Origin of the sequence: Pseudomonas sp. 18.1.10, from assembly GCF_024655625.1 — a bacterium.
Classification (GTDB): Bacteria; Pseudomonadota; Gammaproteobacteria; order Pseudomonadales; family Pseudomonadaceae; genus Aquipseudomonas.
The window spans coordinates 59,164-78,857 of the sequence record NZ_JANLGL010000002.1 but is presented as its reverse complement, the minus strand read 5'-3'; the positions used below and the strand labels follow the sequence as shown (position 1 = coordinate 78,857).

The following is a 19,694-nucleotide window of genomic DNA, read 5'->3' as shown; positions in this document are numbered from 1 at the left end:
CTTAGTGTTCTTGGGGAGTCGGGGCGGGGTCGTTCAAGGGCGCGGCGCTGTTGTCGACTTTCACCGGCGAGCCATTTTTCAGCTTCATCTGGCCACTGGTAATCAACAGGTCGCCTTCCTTCACCCCGGACACAATCGCCACCTGGTCGCCACGGGTCGGGCCGGTCTTGATAAAGGTCTGTTGCGCGGTGAGCACGTCTTCGCCCTTGTCGTTCTTGCTCGCCGTGGCGATGAACACGGTGGTGCCGTAAGGGTTGTAGGTCACCGCTGTCTGCGGCACGGTGAGGTAGCGCTGCGGGCTGCCGGCGTTGACCACGGCGCGGGCAAACATCCCCGGCACCAGGCTTTGCTTGGGGTTGGCGACGGTGGCTTCGACCGTGACGTTGCGCGTGGTCGCGTCGAACTGGGTGTCGAGGGTAGTGATGCGCCCGCTGAAGGTTTGATGGGACAGGCCGTCCGCCGTCACCGCGACCGTTTGCCCGATGGCGATGGCTTCCAGTTGGGTCTGCGGCACGGTGAAGTCGATGTAGATGGGGTCGAAGGTTTGCAGCGTGGCGATCTTGTCACCGGGGTTGAGGTACTGGCCGGGGTTGACGCCGGTAATGCCGATGCGCCCGGCAAATGGCGCGCGGATGGACTTTTTTTCCACCAGTGCGCGCTGTTGTTCGGCGGCGGCGAGCTTGGCCTTCAAGTCGGCGGTGTCGCTGTCGACCAGGGCCTGGGACACCGCGTTGACCGCCAGTTGCGCCTTGTCTCGCTTGAGCACGATGGCGGCCAGGTCGGCGGTGGCTTCCAGCGCGTGCAACTGGGCGATGTCCGAGTCGGCGTTCAATTGCACCAGCAGCGCCTGGGCCGCCACTTCCTGCCCGGGATTGAAGCCAATTGTGCGCACGATGCCGCCGACTTCGGTGGTCACGTCCACGCCCCGCACGGCCTTGATCGAGCCGACGGCGCTGACGCTGGGCTGCCAGTCTTCGAACGGCACGTGCAGGGCCGTGACCACGGCGGCGGGCAGCGGCACTTTGGATTGGGCGATCAGTGCGGAGATCTGCACGAATTTCACCCCGGCAATGATCGCGACAATCACCAGGACCACCACGACCATTATCAGCATAGGCCGCCACAGCCGCCGCTTGCGCGGGGCCGGGGGCAGGGGAGAGGCAGTCGGGGCGTCGGCCATGGAGGTTCTCGCTGTATCAAGGAGTCGGTTCAGTCGCCGCCGTGTGGGCCGGCCGGAGTTCTTGCCAGGTGGGCAGGCCGAAGCGGTCCGGGCGGCCTGCGGTGGCGGGGTCTACGTCAGCGCGGTTCCACCAGCCGCCGCCCAGGGCCTGGAACAGCGCCGTGGTGTCGCTGTACCGCGCCGCCTGCGCGCGCACCCGCGCCAGCACGGTGTTCTGGTAGGTTTGCTGGGCCGTGAGCAGGTTGATATAGGCCACGGCGCCGAGCTTGAACTGAGCTTGCACCAGGTCCAGGTTGGCCTGCGCAGAGCGCTCGGCCATCACCTGTTGGTTGAGCGCATCGGCATCGGCTTGCAGGGCGCGCAGGGCGTTGGCCACATCCTGGAACGCAATGAGCACGGTGCCGCGATAACGCGCGGCCGACTCGTCATAGGCAGCCACGGCGGCGCGTTTGCGGTGTTCCAGCGCGCCGGCATCAAAGATCGGCTGGGCAATCGCCCCGGCCAGGCTCCACACGCCGGTGCCGGCCGAAAACAGCTTGGTTCCGGCGGCCGCCGTGGAACCCAACGACCCGGTGATGCTGAACTGCGGCAGCTGGTTGGCCACGGCCACGCCGATATTGGCGCTGGCCTGATGCAACTGCGCTTGCGCCGATTGCACATCGGGGCGCTGGCCGACGAGGGCCGAGGGCAGGCTGACCGGCAATTCCTGCGGCAAGTGCAGGGACGCGAGGTTGAACGCCTCGCCACGATCCTGGTTGGGAAACCGGCCGAGGTACGCCATCAGCTGGTTGCGGGTTTGCGCCAACTGCTTTTGCAGCGGGGGCAACGTCGCGCGGGTTTGCGCCAGGGTGGTTTGCTGGGTGAGCACGTCGGTATTGCCGATGGCGCCGAGCTGGCGCTGGGCCTGCAACAGATCGAGCTGCCCGCTTTGCAGGCGGATGATCTCTTCGGTGGCGGCGACCTGGTCACGGATGGAGGCCAGGTTGATCGCGGTGTTGACCACGTTGGCGGTCAAGGTCAGGTACGTCGCCTCGAGCTGGAAGCGTTCATACTCGGCCTGCGCCGTGCTGGACTCGATTTGCCGACGGGTGCCGCCGAACACATCCGGGGCGTAGGACACGCTCAATGACGCCGAGTTGATCGTGAGAATCGGTGACGACGGGCTGCCGGTCTGCACCCCGGAGAGTTTCTCGCGGGTTTTCGACGCGTTGGCGCTGACGGACGGAAACAGTGAGGCCTGGTCGGCGTAGACCAGTTCGTTGGCTTGCCGCAACGCAGCCTGGGCGGCGCTGACATCCGGGTTGGCGCGCAAGGCTTCTTCAACCAACGCGTTGAGCGCGGGCGAGCGGAACAGCGTCCACCATTGCCCGGGGATATCCAGGCCGGCGACCAGGCGTTGTGCGGCGCCGCCGGGGTCGATGTCGGCATGGGCGGTGCGGGTCAGGTTTTCTTTTGTATAGCCCGCGCCTGCGGGCACCTCGGGGCGCTGGAAGTCAGGGCCGACGGTGCAGGCGGCGAGGGCGAGGCACAACAGGCTCAAGGGCGCCAGGCGAGAGGCTTGTCGAGGGAGGCCGATCTGCATCAGGCGGGCTCGCTGAAAAGGGCACGGGGAAAACCGGGTTCAAATCAGTGTAGGTGGTGCCGGGCACTGCGCAATGTGCCGTGGGGTACGCTGATGATGAAAATGCATGTATCGCATTATTATAGAATTACGTTATGCATTATGGGTATTTTACATGGCGCGATCCTGGCCTCATCGTAGCCCACCTTGTGAAGACTGCCGAGACCGCGCGCGCGGATCGACCTGACCTGCCCGAGAAGGCATCTGGAGATTGATGTGCGTTACCTGACAACACTGGCGGCGGCCCTGGCTGGCGCGTTGCTGAGCCTGACGGCCCAGGCGCAGACCCTGACCGTCGGCGACCAAAGCTATAACGCCCAGGCCGTCATGGAGGCGGCGGGGGTGCTGGATAACCTGCCCTATACCCTGGAGTGGAAACAATTTACCGCCGGTTCGCCGGTGGCCGAAGCGCTGAATGCCAACAGCCTGGACATCGGTTTGCTCGGCGATGCGCCGGTGCTGTTCCTCGGCGCCTTGGGCGCGCCAATCAAGGTGATTGCCGTCACCCGGCAAAACCTCGACGGGGTGGCCATCCTGGTGAAAAAGGAGTCATCGATCCATAGCCTGGCGGACCTGGCGGGCAAGCGCGCGGCCATCTGGAAAGGTTCCTGGAGCCAACAACTGCTGCTGACCGCACTCGACAAAGCCGGGGTTGCCAGGGATTCGCTGGAGTTCCGTTACCTCAGCGCGTTGGACGCTTCCCATGCGCTGGAAGGCGGCTCGGTGGACGTCATCGCTACCTGGGAACCCTACGTCACCCAGCAGGAACGCCAAGGTGCACGGGTGCTGGCAACGGCTGACGGCTTGATTCCAGCCCAGAGCTACATCGCCGCCAATGCCAAAGCGGTGGACACCAAACGCGCGCAGATCAGCGATTTCCTCCAGCGCCTGAAAAAAGCCCGTGACTGGACACGCCTGAACCCGGCCAACGCCGACGCGTATGCCGATGCCTGGGCCAAACGCACCCGCGCCGACGCCGACATCGCCCGCGCCTGGTTTGCCCGCGCGCGCACGACGGTTGAGCCGGTCACCGCCCAGTCGCCGCTGGATGCGCAAAAGACCGTGGACTTTTTCGCCAGCGAAGGCCTGGTCAAGTCCTACGCTGCCGCCAGCCTGTTCGACGCCTCCTTTGCCGGTGCCTTACAGCCCGCCGTCGCCAAAACCCAGCCCTGAACGCCGCAAGGAACACCCCACACATGAGCAAACGACAGCTAAAACTTGGCGCCCTGACCATGGGCTGCGGCGGGCCGGGCCGCCACAACCTGTGGCTTGATCCCCAATTGCCGGCCGATGCCAGCGTGAACGTCGACTGGTACATCGACATCGCCCGCCAGGCCGAGGCGGCACTGTTCGACTTGATGTTTATCGTCGACAGCCAGTTCATCACTCCTGGCTCGCCGTCCCACTACCTCAACCGCCTGGAACCGCTGACGCTACTGTCCGCACTGGCGGTCAGTACACGGCATTTGGGCCTGGTGGGTACGCTGACGACGTCCTACAACTCACCGTACAATGTCGCACGACGGCTGGCCTCCCTCGACCTCATCAGCAAAGGCCGCGCCGGCTGGAACGTCGTCACCAGCGGCGACGCCGGCACGGCGGGCAACTACAGCCGTGACGAGCACTACGACTACGACACACGCTACGGCCGCGCGGCCGAACACGTGCAGGTGGTGCAAGGGCTGTGGAACTCCTACGAAGACGATGCCTTCGTGCGCGACCGCGCCACCGGCCAGTTCCTAGACCCGAGCAAACTGCACAGCCTGAATCACAAAGGCGAGCATTTCTCCGTGGTCGGCCCGCTGAACATCCAACGTTCGCCCCAGGGCCAACCGGTGATCTTCCAGGCCGGCGACTCCGAGCAAGGCCGCGACCTCGGCGCCGCCACGGCGGACGTGATCTTCACCCACGCCGCGAGCATCGAACAGGGCCAGGCGTTCTACCAGGATATAAAGGGTAGGGCGGTGCAACACGGGCGCGACCCATCACAATTATTGGTAATGCCCGGCGCTGAAATCTACGTGGGCGACAGCGACGCCCACGCCCGGGAAATCGAGCAGCACTACCATCAGGCCGACCATAGCTTTGAACTGGCCCTGAAGGAATTCGGGCGCAATTTTGGCTGGCATGACTTCAGCCAATACGACCTGGATGCACCGTTTCCCCAGGAGAGTTTGGAGGCGGCACGCAGCAGCTTCTTCACCGCCGCCAAACGCATTGCCGACCAGGCGCGGGAAAAAGGCTTCACCTTGCGCCAAGCGGTGGAGTTTGGCCGACAACTGCGGCCGGGGGCGTTTGTGGGCTCGGCGGAAACCGTCGCACAGAAAATCGCCGATTGGTTCGAAGCGCGGGCCGTGGATGGCTTCAACATCTATATAGGGCACCCGGAGCAGTTCACGCGCTTCACCCAGGAAGTCATCCCGTTGCTGCAAGCGCGCGGCGTGTATCGCACGGCGTATGAGGGCACGACCTTGCGCGAGAGCCTGGGGTTGGCGATTCCCCGGTTCGGCTAGGCAGAAATCGGGGTAGAGTGGTCGCCAATTTTTCACGTGTTGTTTACCGCATGAATCGTCCGCTGTTTGTTGCGCTTGATGGGCCCAAGGGCACCGGGAAAACCACGTTGTTGGAAGCGGTTACCCGAGAACTGCGGGCCCAGGGCAAGAAGGTCATCCGCCTGTGCGAAAAAAAGAGTGATCCCTTTAGGGGGGAAACCATGGTGCTCGTCAACAAACTCGCCAGAGATCCCAGCCGGGAGTTGGAATGGGCGGTGTGTGAGCGGTTGGCGGAGAGTCGGGCGTGGATCTCGCGGCATGTGCTGGTTAAGCAGCCGGTCGATAGCATTATCTTGATTGATCGTTGGTATCCGTCGGATGCGGCGTTTCGCAGGTTGGTGCCGTTTGCGGAGATTTTGCAGTTGAATCTGGATCGAGGGGTGCGGGTGCCGGATTTGCATGTGGGGGTGGTGACGGCGCCGGAGATTTCATGGGCGCGGGCAGCGGGGCGAGGGCGGGGGTTGGGGAGTACGGTGATTCATCGGTTGGAGGAGCAGGTGGCTTGTACGGAGGCGTTTGAGAGGGTGGTTGGGGAGCAGGGGTGGGTTTTGTGTCGGAATGAAGGTGCGATTGAGGAGGCGGTGAGGCGCGTGGTTTTGGAGGTCAAAAAATCAGGCTAGAATGCCGAATGCATAGACCTCAAGGACGCGAGATGATATTGCGACACAGGCCAGTGACGGCGGATGACATCAAAACTATCTGCAGCTTTCCCCTTAACGCTCAGGAACTGTTTTATATGTTCCCGAAAGCTCAATACCCTCTGACTGAAGCTCAGCTGTCTAACGCTATTACTCAACGATTCGACTCGACGATTGTCGAAGCCGGGAACAGCGTCGTCGGCTTTGCTAACTTTTATCGGGCTGAAACGGGTGGGGTTTGCTGTATCGGCAATGTCATCGTTGCCCCAGAGGCACGAGGTAAAGGTGTGGCGACCTTCATCGTAGAGACGATGACTGCTCTGGCATTCGACCGCTATGACGCCACAGAGGTGCAGATCTCGTGCTTCAATGAAAATACGGCAGGCTTGCTGCTTTATCCAAAACTAGGCTTCTTGCCCTTTGCTGTCGAAGAGAGAACTTCTCTGGATAGTCGTAGATCAGCACTCATCCATATGACCCGCAGCAGAGCAGCCCGACCATAACCTCACCCAGGACAGCGATGGGTGAAAATCTCCTAAATTCGTGAACGCATAAAAAACGAATTCGTCGAGTCAGTGACTTACTGTGACCAGCCCTTAAAAACCGATCCCCCCGAAAGCCCCGCATTCCCTAGCCCACACCTTCCTCAGAGTCAAAAAGAAGAAAATACACCGTGTTTTTTCTTCTTTTCATTTCTATGACAATGTAAAGATTTCCGACTCAACTCACTGAATCTCTTGACCTAATTGAAAAAACGAATTTCATACGTTTGACGGCTTACGTTTGCCTGCTAGACCTCAAAGACGGTTATGACATTTGCATAAGTTATGGCGCAATGCCATTAGTGGTTAAGCATACATAGCCTAATTCGGAAGTGCTGCCTAAGTCGAAAGTGTGTTGGATGCCAAAACTAGGCAAACCCTTCCTCTACTCACTAGCAAATCTACCAAAATGAGGCTAGTCATGGCTAATGACAAACCACCTAAGTTAAGGCTCATTAAAACCGGTGCGATCCCAAGCACCTACAGCCCTCGCACGTTGATTCAGGGCAATGGGTTTTTCCCCGCCATACCGGGGTCGTGTGAGCTGCTGCCTAAGCTCCGATTCATGAGGATCAAAGCTTCCCTGATGCTTTGCATTCAGTATCCAGGGGATCGGGACTTCAAACCGGTGTCTTTCACCAATCATCCTGCCAAGGTGGTTATCGCGCCTGCGCCAGTAAAGCTGCCAATGGATGCTGATGAGTTCAACGCCAGCGAAATCTGGCCTCATGAAAATCCGTTCGACATGCAGTCCCTTGACGCCCGGTCGCTACGCGGAATCGCGGAACTGGCTCAAGAGTCGTCAACGCTCCCGGCGCTCCCTGAGAAGACGGCAGAGATTGTTGAGCAAGCTATCCGAGTCGGTTGGTTCGACGGACGCAGCACCAAGCGAGGTGTATGGGCAGACGTCAGGGCCAAGTGCGGAGAAGCGGGCATCAAGCCGCCATCCTATAAGACGGTCACCATACAAATTGATCGCCTGTTCTCTCGTGAGGTGCTGCGTTTCCACCCGGTGACTCGCGACGCGTTTACGGATAAACCAGCGGGCTACCCTTCGGAATAGCCCAAAACCTTATTTCCTTTGAAGCGCCAGTGTCATCGGCGCCACAAGGACTATTGACCAGTGCGGTGCTTGCGCCTCAGCGGCGCCGGCTGGTCGCTTGGAGGTGTGCCATGGGCACATACAGCAATCCAGACGGCAGCAAACAGCTTGTAAATTTTGAAGGGGATATCTGGGTCGTCGAGGATATCGACGAGACCACCCGGAAACTGCACCTCAAAAACATCCGTAACGACACACTTCGTCTTGTGAGCTCCGCACAGGTAGAGTCAGTCGATCATGAGACGTTACTTCAGGCGGCTGCTGCGAAGATTGCAGATAAAACCGCGAAGCGGGCCCTAATTTTGGGTGATGATTTCACTCCAGAGCAGAAAGAGCAGGCACGCCATCGCTTCGAGATCATAGAGAAGCAGTTTGCTGAGAAGTTGTCAGTCGATGAGGCCGCCAAGGAATGCGGTTTGAGTGTCCAGCGCTATTACGAAGTGCGTAAGCTTTTTAATGTCGAAGTGGGCCCTATCAGCTTGCTCGGTAAAAAGCGCGGACGCAAAAAAGGAACTAAGGCCATCTCACCAGAAGTCGAAAAAATCATCGCTGAGCAGGTATGGTTTTATCGGGGGGAGGGTGCATCTTACCGAACAGTTTGGAAGGGTGTTCAGGCAGCGTGCTTTGACTTAAAAATCGACAACGTGCCTTCGTATGAAACTGTATGCGATCGGATGAATAACCTTCCTGAGTACGTGAAAGATCTTCAGGTACACGGGAAGAACCATGCTGACGATGCTTTCAAGCTTCGGGACGGATTCCGAGAACTCAGTCGGGCGCTCGAACAGGTACAAATGGATCACACCATAGCGGACGTTTTCCTCGCAAGCCGGCATGACCGAAAAAACCCTGTTGGGCGTCCTTGGATCACTGTCGCTGTTTGCGCGAAGACGAAAGTCATCCTTGGCTTCTATATCAGCTTTCGGTATCCCAGCCTGGCCAGTGTGGCTCACACTTTGAAACATGCGGTGATGAGCAAGGAAGCGTTCATGAAGAACGTTGACCTCAAGGATCATGAGTACGAGTTCTACGGCGTGTTCGATGAGCTATTAACCGACAATGCTCGTGAGTTCCGTTCGGGCAACCTTGTCGCTGCATGCGCTTTGGAGGGGATCAAGCTGCGGCATCGTCGTCAGAAACAAGACGGTGGTATTTGCGAGCGCGTTCTCGGGACTTTGAACGTCGGGTTTGTCCATATGCTTCCGGGAGGAACGGGATCGCGGTCGCGTAAGGATCGTGATTTCAACCCGCAAAAGCATGCGGTAATGACGCTGGAAGAGTTCACCCGGTACTTCACACTGGCTGTGTGTGAATATCACGACACGGCCGGAGAGGACGGCAAGACTCCACGTGATCGCTGGCGTGAAGCGCTTCGGGACGCGAAAGGCCGTCCTGTGGCTCCTCGGCGCGTGCACGATGTGAAGAATTTTATCATCGAGGTGTTGCCTGAGAAGCACCCCGTGATGTCGAAAACCGGCCTCAAGGTGAACGGCTTTCGCTATTCGAACGATGTGCTCCGCCACATGATCGGCAAGCAGATTCGGGTGAAATACGATGCGGCCAACCTGTCCATGGTGTTGGCCCGGTTCGAGGGGCAGTGGATCGAAGTACCGTGCTGCGAGAAAACCCCCGGCACGCTCACCGCGAAAGCAATCCTGCAGAAGTACCTTAAACGCGCTGGCAAGCTGGGTGAGCGCGCCGTGAAGGCATTCCTCGCCCGCGCGTATCAGCTTCGCCAGTCGATCCTGCTTGACACTCCAGCCATGCGTAAACAGCTTGAGATCAATGACGCTGATAAGGAAATCGGGCTCGTGACCCATCACGAGCGCCCTGGCAAAAAAAACAAGCTGGTTACTCGCAACTTTGCTCTTGATGTCGAACCTTTCGAGGCGGAATAACTATGGACTTTCCACATCTCGCTCAGAAGGTTCAGCAGGTAGCAATGCTCGATGGCCCTGAGCGCATCATGTATTGCGATAACCCGCTCTGGATCAAGACTAACACTAGTCAAACATTCATCACGGGGATCGAGCGAATGATCCACGCTACACGGATTGGCAGCCGATCCTGTATGGGGCTCATAGGCATCAGTGGTATCGGAAAGACAAAAATGATTGAGCATGCTGCAACACGGTTCAATACCCCAGACGCCACATCGATTCTCACCATCGATCTGTCTGAATACGGCCGGCACATCGACTTGCAGCAGGTTTTCCTCAGCCATTTGGGATTCACGCAGTCGGTGAAATCCCTTTGTACCGCGTCCGGCATCAATCGCATTTCCGAGCGTATCAAAGAGATGAAGTTGGCTATCTGCATTCTCGATGAAGGCAATGCTCTCGCAGGTGTGAAAAACATGCTGATCCAGCCCAATTACACATACCTGCGTGCGATGGCGAATCGTGACTTTGGGGTCAGCTTAGTGGTCGCGGGTACCGATGAATTGAAGGTCTTCTTGGGCATTGATCCTCAACTGCGATCGCGTTTCGGCGTGTGGGAAATCCCTCAGTGGGAGGCAGCTGGGGAGGACTTGTCTCGTTTCCTGAAGGCGTTCGTGCGGTTCATGCCGTTGCGCAAGCCATCAACTCTGGATACCGTCGAGATCCAACAAAGCCTGGTGTCGAACTGTCGTGGTAGCACCCGCGATATCGTTTGGGTCTTGATCACCTCTGCCAAGCTGGCTATCGAGACCGGACATGAATGCATCGACGAAGCGTTGCTGGATGCCTGTTTTGAGGCCCGCCTTCCAGCTTTCCTGGAGTAGCCTTCAACATGGGGCGGCGCTGGATTGGGAGCTCTGCAAATCAAGCGCCGCTTGAAAGCGTAGTTGAGTCGATCGGGCACTATGGAGGGGATACCCACGGCAAGCTGATTGTCGTCAGAGGAGAGGCTGGAGCGGGGGCTAGCGCTTTCGCTTCACGTCTCCACTCCATACTGTTACGCAAAAACATCCGATCTGTCTTTGTCCCCCGAGCGCCCTTTAACGCAGACTTTGTTTTTACTGCTCACGTCTTGAAGTCGCTGGGGTTACCCAGCTCCAGTGTTGATATGATCTCAGGCCGGAAAGTAAGGCTGCATTACGAAGCAGCGATCCACCTGCGACGATATCAGGCCGTTATCTGCGAAGATGCTCACGATTTCTTTCATAAGCACCAGGTGAAAGTCCACAATATTTATGGCTCCATCCAACAACTAACCCAACCACCTTACGGGCACTGCGTGGTGCTTTGCGGCCTAAGAGATCCATTGACTGAGGTGGGGCACGTTGCGCAAGCAATGGAGATGGATGTCGAGTACGTCGATCTGGAGCCAATGCCTTGCGACCAGCACTACTTGGGCTTCGTCCGTGACATTGCGACGGTCGTGCAGCTGGGCGCTCACGGCAACCGTATCAACCCATTCTTACTTTCTGCCACCGCCAAGGGATGGGTGGACGTACCGCTACCAGCTAGCGGGCCACAAGAGGTGCCAGTTCCACAATCCAAGCCGGGCTCCGTGGCAGCAGCTTTCGATCTCTCGGCTGAGCAGACCCACCTGGGTGCGTCGTCCTTCCTAGCGCTAGACCCTTGCCCTTTGACCTGCGGCGGGCTCGACGTTGGCATCCTGCACGCACACACGAAGGGCTTGATCGGAAACACCGTGACGGTGGTCAGGGGGCTTATGGCGGCCTCAGTGACAACTGGTGCTTCCACCAACCACCGCACGTTTGACTCCTCCCCACGGCAATCAAATGACGCATCGCCGAGTTCACCTCCGAGCTCCAAACGAGCAAGGCATCAGGAGGTAGTACGGGAGAAAAATGGAGCAGACGTAACTGAACAAACCCAACAAACCAGCGGAGCAGGAGCCGCCATTTCATCAGTTAGCCTAATCGACGATCAACTCAGTTACTCGAGCGACTCTACGGTTGCTCAACCGGCAGGATCAGAAGCGTTTTTCAGCCCTAGAAGCGAATCCGGGGGCGATGACTTATTTCCGTCCCAGGCCGACGCATCTGGTACTCCACGCGGCATGCAAATCCGTCTGCCGTTTGAGTTGGCCGAGGATCGGCAGATAGAGGTGCAGCTGGAGCTTAGCTTTGGCCTCTCGATCACACGCACAGATGAGCCTGTCGTTGCGTCGATTCTCGCTACTGGAGGAGCTACAGAAAAGGGTTTCTCTCTGAGTCCTGTGTCGGGCAGCTCAAGCTATCCGGGTGACAAGTGCGCAGCTTCAATCGATCCGCTCCTGAGCGGCAGTCGCAAGCAACGCAGGGCTTTTTCAGGCTACTTGACGCCACTCCATGACGAAACTTTGGGCTCATGGTTATCACGAAATGCGGCATCGAGCGCGGTCACGGTCATTCATGATGGGTTTATGGATTGGTGCATCGCGCTGCTGCAGCCTTCGGCCATCCCTTTTGCGCGAGCTACCCCTCACAATTTCAGCCAGTTCGCCAGTCCCAAGAATGCCGCGGCGCAGGTTGACGGTGCAGATGAACACAACCGTTGGAATCCTGATGTGTTGCTTGGCAATCCTCGATCCCAAGAGCATTGCCAAGATGCCAAGGATCTTGAGTGCGATGACCTCTACAGATCCGACTTCTTCCTGGAAGCGTTCTCTGATCCGACAGGCATCCATCTAACGGAGCGCTTCCGCCTGCCGAGCAATTCAGTATCTCAACATGATAACCGCCGATTCTGCGCACAATGCCTAGAGGATGATGTATCAGCGATGAGAGCTCCTGGATTGCGGCGTGCATGGCGTAACCGAGGTTCAGCTCTTTGTGCCGCGCATCGCCAGCCAGTCTTGCTCCAGCAGTTGGAGAAGGGGCACCTGAGCAATTTCACTGGAGGCTGGCAGGCCTATATGCAACAAACAACGCGAGGGCATTTCGATCATGGGGTAGGCCTGGTCTCTTGCGAGAGGTCGGGATACCAAACTGCATCAGTCGAAACTAGGATTTGTCGAATAGTGTTGCGGGTTCAGACTTGGGTGGAATATGCGCCTGCGATTCCTTCGTCGCTGCGGCCATCCAAGTACTCACTGTACTTCTTGCTTGGCATATTCCTCTACCAAGGCAACCTGGTCAGCGATGGCGGTGCTGCTCGATGGTTCCTGAAAGCTGCTCGAGGTTCGAAGATAAATTCCCATGAGTATGACAAGCCATCTGTTGCCCAGATGGTTAAAAATATCGAGTCGGCGCCGCCACGGTCATTAGCAATTGCTTACTTGCTTCTTGGTTTAGCATTTGATCTCGTCTCCAAAGAAGAGCTGTGTTTAATTCGCCAAGCTTTGATATTCACTGACAGTTCTTTTCCCATGACTCGCGAAGAACTTAAGTCATTAACACGGTGCTTCCAACCCTATCACCTCGATGCTATCTGGAACAGCGCACTTCAGAACCTACCAGTTGACGATCTCGCTCACCTGGCTTGGTTGCTAAAGTATCACTGATGATGCAGAAACATGAACCAGCCTATAGGACGTCAGTTAGATGCATACTAAAACCTCGGAGCGCAACGGTGGCAGGCTAGCAAGGCGAATCCGCTGGTGGTGGTCACGATAACTACGTGGGTAAGCTCTAGTGCTTAAAAGAAATCTAGATCCCTAACCAAACAAGCGCTCAACCAGCATGGAGAGACTGGTGTGGGGAGTTAGGCGATGAGACCCTCCCTCCTGGCTGCGCCCACGGAGGCATCGAAGCTCGGAGGGCTATTGACGCCCAGTGTGGGTCGGTCTGGTCGCCATTCGCTCCCGTTCTCCTCAAAAATCAGAGCAGATCGTGCACATTCGTGAGCCAAGAATGTACGACCCTGCTGTCAATATATGGGAAATGTGAGTTTTGGAAGGGTGCTGAAACCTCCGAGATAGAGCCTTCGCCTTTGGCGCAGGCAGCGGAGCGCGGCTATGCGCCGCTATCCAAAAAAGGTCGCGAAAGCGGGATTCCACAAAATGTTAAATTTGGCGCTCGCATTGAGCGTCTTTTAGCCTAAATTGACAACATGCCATTCACGCATGGCTGGCACGTTCATGATTGCGCCATTTTCACATCCGAAAACGGCTCAAACGATTGTTGCAGGTTGGTGGTGTAATACCTATAAGCTTATGTTTTCTAACGAAAAATACGGAAGGAGCTCTACGATCATCATTTGTGGGATTGCCAATGAATGACGGAACTTCCATCCGTCGCGTCATGAATTCCTCAAATTACCCTTCCAACAAGTTAATTTATTGATTATACAGGTTTTTCTGTTTTGCGACGCGCATGCTAAACGCTAGCATCGGCTTTAAGCCGTGCATTTCATGCGCTACACTCAAGGCATGTCCGCGCGGGTAGGCAGCTATGAATCGACCCCATACATTTGTAAGGCACCTACAGATTAAAAGTTTGCTAGCACGAATTGACAGCGAAATGCACGCGCTTGAGGCCAGCGACGTCAACTATCAGCTGGATCGGGAGTTCAGTGCCGAGCTTGATCAGCTAATCCGTCGCTACGGTTACACGGATCAAGAAGTCGTGGAGCTGGTAGAGCTCGTTGAGGCCCATGAGACTCACGGGGCTGATGACATCAGAATCCTCATAGATCGCATCCCTTCGGACAGTGACACAAGCGCGGGTGATAATAAATGAGGTACATTACTACCAATGACACCCTGTCAGTTTTCGTAGATATCCTATGTTCCCTGTATATCTGTGTGACTCAGTATAATCAACGAGTCAGTGCCCGTTTTATGGGAGGTTGCTGATGACTGCGATCATGGATTACTTGGCGCTCATGGGGAAGATCAAGAAAATCGAAAATGACTCTTCTCTAGATAGGGATGCACGGTTTTATCACGAATTTGTGGCCTTAAAAGCTCGGTACAATTTTAGTGCTACAGATGTTCTAAGGTTGTTGAGACCGGCGGCGTCGGTTGCTGCGCCTTCACTGGTTCAAGATCTGTTTGAAGCACTTCTGTCAGATGAGAAATTAGCGGCCGCTGCGAATTCAACTACAAAACCGCTTCGCCGGTATCGAAATCCGCACACCGGAGAAGTCGTGGAAACTCGGGGCTCTAACCATGGCCGCCTTAAAGAGTGGAAGGCACAATATGGAGCAGATGTTCTGCCTACTTGGAGAGAGTTATGATGAACTGGCTGGAGTCTGCTCTAGTCACCCTTCGTCTTATCACTAATAGGGATAGCTCTTCGGAGGTTGATATTTGCTGGTCTTTAGCCATCTTTTGCAGCCTTGAGCGTGTATAGCCAAAACCGCCGTGGCTATACACAACGTCCTGCATTGCCTTCGACGTTCTCCTGAACACGAGCCTCTCTAGCGAAGAGGGCCGGCATACTCGGCTTTATAAGATCATCTGCGGTCAAGCCGGGCTTATGCGCGACGCCCAGTTGCAGAAGCCGGGGGAGGGCCCGCCAGAGGATCACTCAGAATCGCGCCAGTAACGGCTCACAGTCATCTTATTCACCCCAAGACTCTGGGATGCTTGAGCTTGAGTCAGCCCCTGAGCTTTGCATTCCTGGATCGACGCCTTAAGCATCCTATCGATAACACGGCCGGCTGGACGACTGAGCAACTCGTTCCCATTCACCTCTGCACGGGCAGCGTCGAGGATGCCATCGGATTCTAATAGCCGCATCTGCGTGGCAAATTTCTCGATGAGCTCCTCGACCGTGACGCCTTCCTGGATCAGGGTGGCTGCGCCGACCAGCAACAGGGGAGACGCCCCGTAGGCTTCCGACAAGTCCTGCAGCTTGTCCAAGGTAGGGCTCGACTTGCCGTGCTCAAGCTGACTCAGGTACTGACGATTGCTCCCCTCGGGAATTGACTCCTGGGTCAACCCTTTGTGAGCTCGCAGCGCGCGAAGGATCGCGGCTAAAGGTACCTTCATCGACACAGGCATTCCTCAAAACCGAGGATGTAGCCATGTTGTGCCGTAACACTCTACCGTATATAGTAGTCGTACAGTTACGGCGTGAGCGCGTGGCTCGAACTACCGCTGCGTGGGTTCAGGCAGGCGGGTGAGGGCAGCAGCTCAGGGCGACATCTCTCTACCAGATATCAATTTAGCCCTAAACCGTCGATTCTGATTTTTATCCTCTAGCCCTAGGCGAGCTGCAGAGCCCACGCCAGCAGAGGTTACGTCCGGGAGTTGGCGAACAGCTGCAGAGGCGGCTCGAGACTGGATGAGCGGCTGAGAGGGTGAAGCCGGTAGTGCTGACCTCTCGTAAGCAGCAACAGAACGGGGTCGCGTGCCGAGAGGCCTGGATTGATGTGAGGAACCACCAGTGAACAACCCAGCATTCCCAGATCCTTCGGCATTCATGATCAAGACCTTCGGGTCGACGATAAGAGACCTCTCCTTCAACAGGCTGCCGACGGTCATCCAAAGGGCGAAGGCGGCCATACCTGAGGATGACGTGGTGGGATTTCTCTTATGCGCGCTGTATAGGCCGCCGCGGATGACTGGGCTGATCTTCTGCAATTGCATGAGTCTCTTACCCCCAGGTCTGCCAGCGCATACACCACCAGTAGTGAGGCGGTTTCACCGCAACGGTTATCTGGTGGTAGAGGCGGACACGGGCGGATTGTTCGTGGTGGCCCACCATTACTTCGAAAACGGTGCTATCAGGCCTTTTTTCGAAGTGCATTGAAGGACGTCAACACAGGACATCACGCCTGGACATATCGAGTGAATTGCCATGCCTACAGACTATGAATCCTTGAACAGCTTGCAGACCGCCGCGGAGGTCAAGCCGACCTTAACGCCCGCAAGCGTCAAGCGTGCTATGGGTGTGCGGTTCGAATTTCCGGCCACCGCATACATGTGCTGTGCGAGGGTGGATCAGGAAATCAACTGCCTGGTAGGTGTGGTTTACCAAGAACAACGTGGGCGCTTTCGAGATGGTGCGACTATTAGGACGTCCACCCTACGTCGACAGTTCGAGAACCACGGATATCACGTCTTCGAGACGAGCAATGGCAGTACATATGTCGTTTGCGAATGGGCGCCGGATGGATTGAGCCCACGCTTTTCTGGCGTACGCCACTAGCCATCCGGCATACGGATCCACACAGGTGAAGCTGTTATGGCCCCATGGAGTATCAAACGCACTCGAAACCAGCAGCTCATAACGGTGCCCGTGCGAAGGTCAACCAGGTGTGGAAGCACTAAAGCCGTACAACCTGTAAATCACATTGAAACACAGCAAATTCCCAAGTGACCGACTGATGAAGCTACGAATTTACTCAGACTTGCATAACGAATTTCACTGCTTCGACCCGCCGGCCCTCGATCCTAGCGTCGACTTGGTCATCCTCGCTGGCGACATCGACAAAAAAGCCCGCGGCGTGAAGTGGGCAAATGACGCATTCCAGTGCAAGGTCGCTTATGTATGCGGCAATCACGAGTATTACGACGGCCATATCGACAGGACACTGCGCAAAATGCGAGATGCCGCAGAAAGCCACGTGCATGTTCTCGAAAATGATTCACTCATCATCAATGGCACCCGCATCTTGGGCACTGCAGCGTGGACGGATTTTTCCTCAACGGGCGACCAAGTGGCCGCGAGCAGGATGGCTTGGCAGTGGATGAATGACTTTAACTACATCCGCGCTGATGCGGGATACCGACGCCTGAGGCCCGATGACTTGGTCACTCGCAATCATGCAGCCAAGGCCTGGCTGGCCGAGCAGCTTGCCCAGCCTTTTGCAGGCAAAACGATCGTCATAACCCATCACTCACCATCGCCCGTGGTCGTTGGGACGAAGCATGATGGACACCTCAACGCGGCTTACACCAACGATTGGCCTAGCCTCATCGAGAAAGCGGATCTGTGGGTCTTTGGCCATACCCACCAAGCTGTGGACGTCGAGTTGGCAGGCTGCAGAGTCGTCTCCAATCCCCGGGGTTATCCCAACGAGCAGACTGGCTTTGACCCGTTTTTTGAGATTTCGATTTGATGACCAATTTTTCCCATAAGCGTGTCGCGGAGAAGGAAGCCGTCGAGCGTCTGAGTCAGGTGATTCCTGGTGCCGTCATCCGAGCGCAAGCCATGGATTGGGGTGTGACCATTGATGCATACCTGTACGATGCGGCAAGGGTAGGGCAGCGATATGCAGCGATCGTGTATGGGGACAAATCAGGGGCGAGCCTTGACGGCATGACCGTTGCCACCCCACCGCTGGAACTTGTGACAGCTCAGTCGGGATTTAAGCTGATGCGTACTCCACGCGGGGATCATCACTTTCTGATTGTGAGCGAGCTCGGCGCCGAAGGGCATCATGAAGACATCTAGCATTGAGATTCCTAGCGAACTTGCTCAAGCTGCATCGCTGCGCTTCAAATCTAGGATCAGCGGATTTCTACGGCGAGCGTTTCCTCATGGGGCGTGCCTGGTTGGTGAGATCCATGGGGATTTGAGCGAGCGCTTCTCGGAGGGTGGTCTGATACAGACCTCAGTCATCATGCAACTGACCAGGGAGCATGGGTATTTGCTTGCCCATACGTTTACGGGTAGCTGCTATGTGCTCATCCAGCCGGCCGGCGCCGTGGAACAGAATTTTGGACACCTCTATAAGCACGAGGTACCACAGGGATTGGAGGATTGATGCATCTGCTACATATTGCGGAAGCCATCGCGCTCGACGGCGAGCCGCTGTCTGGGGCGTCCGAAGCGGAAGCCGAACTCATCAAGACACGTGTCGCAGAAACGGGCAAAGCATACTGTGCTGCGGTTGCTTGGGTCATTATTGATGTACTTGATGTGGATGCCGAGTCGTTGGGTGCCTCAGGGCGGTTACCCATTGTCTTGTTCTCCCATAGCGTCTTGCTTCACAGCACCGGAGATTATGAGAACAACGAGCGCATCAAGACCGGCTACGCGACCAGCTACGATGGTCGGGGCATCTTTGAAACCAGTGACACGATCTTTGTGCTCGTGGGCCAGGGCTTCAGGAAGCCCGTCTCGATCCAGCTTCTGAACACAGTGCCCTCTAGATCTTGGGCACCATGAGCCGCCGATGAGGGTCATGTAGCTTTTTCTTGCAGCCTCGCCAACCTTATGGCTGGGTCAGGCTGACCATTTAACCAATCGTTGCAGTAGGGGTGTCCGCTTGCCGTCGGCCCTCATCGCGGAATGTTGCGCTGTACAAGATGTGAGGTGGATTGCTGCAATTCGGCTGACAGGTCTAGCGGTTTGGTGTCGCTGAAATCATGGCGTTGAGGTGGAGAATTCACGTTCGCATCCACGCGCAGGTGCATGGGCGCAGGTTGGAACATTGATGTGCCTTCTACGCAGCCGATACGAGCTGTGCTTGCTCCTCTGGGTTAGACGGAAAAGCGTTTGAAACCACGGCCCAGCTCTTTATTGGTCTCTGCGTCATAGCCATATTTGCTTGCATTCGGTCTTTGAGGAGCCTTTATGGAAATGATTTACCTGGGGCGGTACGCGCTTACATTTGATCCTGTGAGGTTTGCCATCAAGTGCCCAGAGAACACATCAAGATTTTCCGGGCTGGCGACATCTCGATTTCCGAAGCTCTACGTCATCAGCGTCGAGGGGCATTCACACCCCGTCTATGTCGGAATCACCAAGCAATCGATGAGCAATCGTCTTCGGATCGGATGGGCGGCCAACGGCAAAAACGGGTACCACGGCTATGCCTGGCGGCGTCATTTTTCTGCGGCGACGATGGATATCTGGTGTCAGCTCGACGCTGTCGAGGGGGACTGTCTTGACATCGAAACCGTGGAGGCCGAGCTGGTGTATCTGATTCGTCAGGCAGGTCAATGGCCCGCCTACCAAACAGAAATCCATTTTCATCGATCCACTGAGGTACATCGCGAGGTCGCGGCGACAATCGGCGCGCGCTTCGGACTGGGTTTAGAGATTGGTGAACCTCATATGCTTACTCCCTAGTGTGCGCTGCGCCATCGCTCACGAGTGCCGAAACATGCGACTTCAAACCTGACCTCCAGGTCGCTCAACAGTACGCTCGGAATCCAATTTGAAGGGTTTCAGGCTGCCGTCACAATCATGCTGCTGTTCTTGTCCCAACTCTATTGACCGCCTCGGT

Annotated in this window: 16 protein-coding genes; 13 read left to right on the top strand and 3 right to left on the bottom strand. The window is 56.6% G+C overall.

The genetic code is table 11. The annotated features are described in order from the left end of the window. Position 1: 1 nt before the first annotated feature. A complete protein-coding gene (locus NUV89_RS00725) occupies positions 2-1,114 on the bottom strand; it encodes an efflux RND transporter periplasmic adaptor subunit (protein ID WP_257779913.1) in 1,113 nt (370 codons plus the stop codon). Between the two features lie 82 nt (positions 1,115-1,196). Beyond that, complete coding sequence (locus NUV89_RS00720; protein WP_257779912.1) at positions 1,197-2,762, bottom strand: efflux transporter outer membrane subunit; 1,566 nt, start codon at positions 2,760-2,762, stop codon at positions 1,197-1,199. A gap of 255 nt (positions 2,763-3,017) precedes the next feature. Here NUV89_RS00720 and NUV89_RS00715 point away from each other — a divergent pair, with 255 nt between their 5' ends. The 9 genes from NUV89_RS00715 to NUV89_RS00675 all read left to right on the top strand — a co-directional run bounded on the left by NUV89_RS00715 (position 3,018) and on the right by NUV89_RS00675 (position 14,747). Continuing rightward, a complete protein-coding gene (locus NUV89_RS00715) occupies positions 3,018-3,974 on the top strand; it encodes an ABC transporter substrate-binding protein (protein WP_257779911.1) in 957 nt (318 codons plus the stop codon). Positions 3,975-3,997: 23 nt separating this feature from the next. Continuing rightward, positions 3,998-5,314 (top strand): LLM class flavin-dependent oxidoreductase, encoded by a 1,317-nt coding sequence (locus NUV89_RS00710; protein WP_257779910.1) that lies wholly within the window; start codon positions 3,998-4,000, stop codon positions 5,312-5,314. A gap of 50 nt (positions 5,315-5,364) precedes the next feature. After that, entirely contained in the window at positions 5,365-5,973 is a 609-nt protein-coding gene (locus tag NUV89_RS00705; protein WP_257779909.1) for a dTMP kinase, read from the top strand. Positions 5,974-6,005: 32 nt separating this feature from the next. Next, complete coding sequence (locus NUV89_RS00700; protein WP_257779908.1) at positions 6,006-6,494, top strand: GNAT family N-acetyltransferase; 489 nt, start codon at positions 6,006-6,008, stop codon at positions 6,492-6,494. Between the two features lie 460 nt (positions 6,495-6,954). Continuing rightward, positions 6,955-7,596 (top strand): hypothetical protein, encoded by a 642-nt coding sequence (locus tag NUV89_RS00695; RefSeq protein ID WP_257779907.1) that lies wholly within the window; start codon positions 6,955-6,957, stop codon positions 7,594-7,596. Between the two features lie 110 nt (positions 7,597-7,706). Then, entirely contained in the window at positions 7,707-9,533 is a 1,827-nt protein-coding gene (locus NUV89_RS00690; RefSeq protein WP_257779906.1) for a Mu transposase C-terminal domain-containing protein, read from the top strand. A gap of 2 nt (positions 9,534-9,535) precedes the next feature. Then, entirely contained in the window at positions 9,536-10,399 is an 864-nt protein-coding gene (locus tag NUV89_RS00685; protein ID WP_257779905.1) for a TniB family NTP-binding protein, read from the top strand. Between the two features lie 8 nt (positions 10,400-10,407). Then, positions 10,408-13,071, top strand: a complete 2,664-nt coding sequence (locus tag NUV89_RS00680) for a TniQ family protein (protein WP_257779904.1) — start codon at positions 10,408-10,410, stop codon at positions 13,069-13,071. A 1,292-nt stretch (positions 13,072-14,363) separates the two neighbouring features. Beyond that, positions 14,364-14,747 carry a histone-like nucleoid-structuring protein, MvaT/MvaU family gene (locus tag NUV89_RS00675; protein ID WP_163032302.1) on the top strand — a complete coding sequence of 128 codons (384 nt, stop codon included), beginning with the start codon at positions 14,364-14,366 and terminating at the stop codon, positions 14,745-14,747. 289 nt (positions 14,748-15,036) lie between these two features. On the opposite strand, the gene NUV89_RS00670 is transcribed toward NUV89_RS00675, so the two are convergent. Next, the gene (locus tag NUV89_RS00670) at positions 15,037-15,504 is read right to left on the bottom strand and encodes a transcriptional regulator (RefSeq protein WP_122677844.1); all 468 of its coding nucleotides are present in this window, start codon (positions 15,502-15,504) and stop codon (positions 15,037-15,039) included. A 1,340-nt stretch (positions 15,505-16,844) separates the two neighbouring features. Between NUV89_RS00670 and NUV89_RS00665 the strand changes: the two genes are divergently transcribed. From NUV89_RS00665 to NUV89_RS00650, 4 genes are all read left to right on the top strand, one after another. Continuing rightward, positions 16,845-17,579 carry a metallophosphoesterase gene (locus tag NUV89_RS00665; RefSeq protein WP_257779903.1) on the top strand — a complete coding sequence of 245 codons (735 nt, stop codon included), beginning with the start codon at positions 16,845-16,847 and terminating at the stop codon, positions 17,577-17,579. After that, complete coding sequence (locus NUV89_RS00660; protein WP_257779902.1) at positions 17,579-17,914, top strand: hypothetical protein; 336 nt, start codon at positions 17,579-17,581, stop codon at positions 17,912-17,914. The genes NUV89_RS00665 and NUV89_RS00660 overlap by 1 nt, the downstream gene beginning before the upstream one ends. A gap of 312 nt (positions 17,915-18,226) precedes the next feature. Next, positions 18,227-18,631: a hypothetical protein gene (locus NUV89_RS00655; protein ID WP_257779901.1), complete on the top strand. Its 405-nt coding sequence runs from the start codon at positions 18,227-18,229 to the stop codon at positions 18,629-18,631. Positions 18,632-19,039: 408 nt separating this feature from the next. Further along, positions 19,040-19,537, top strand: a complete 498-nt coding sequence (locus NUV89_RS00650; protein WP_257779900.1) for a hypothetical protein — start codon at positions 19,040-19,042, stop codon at positions 19,535-19,537. Positions 19,538-19,694: the final 157 nt, after the last annotated feature.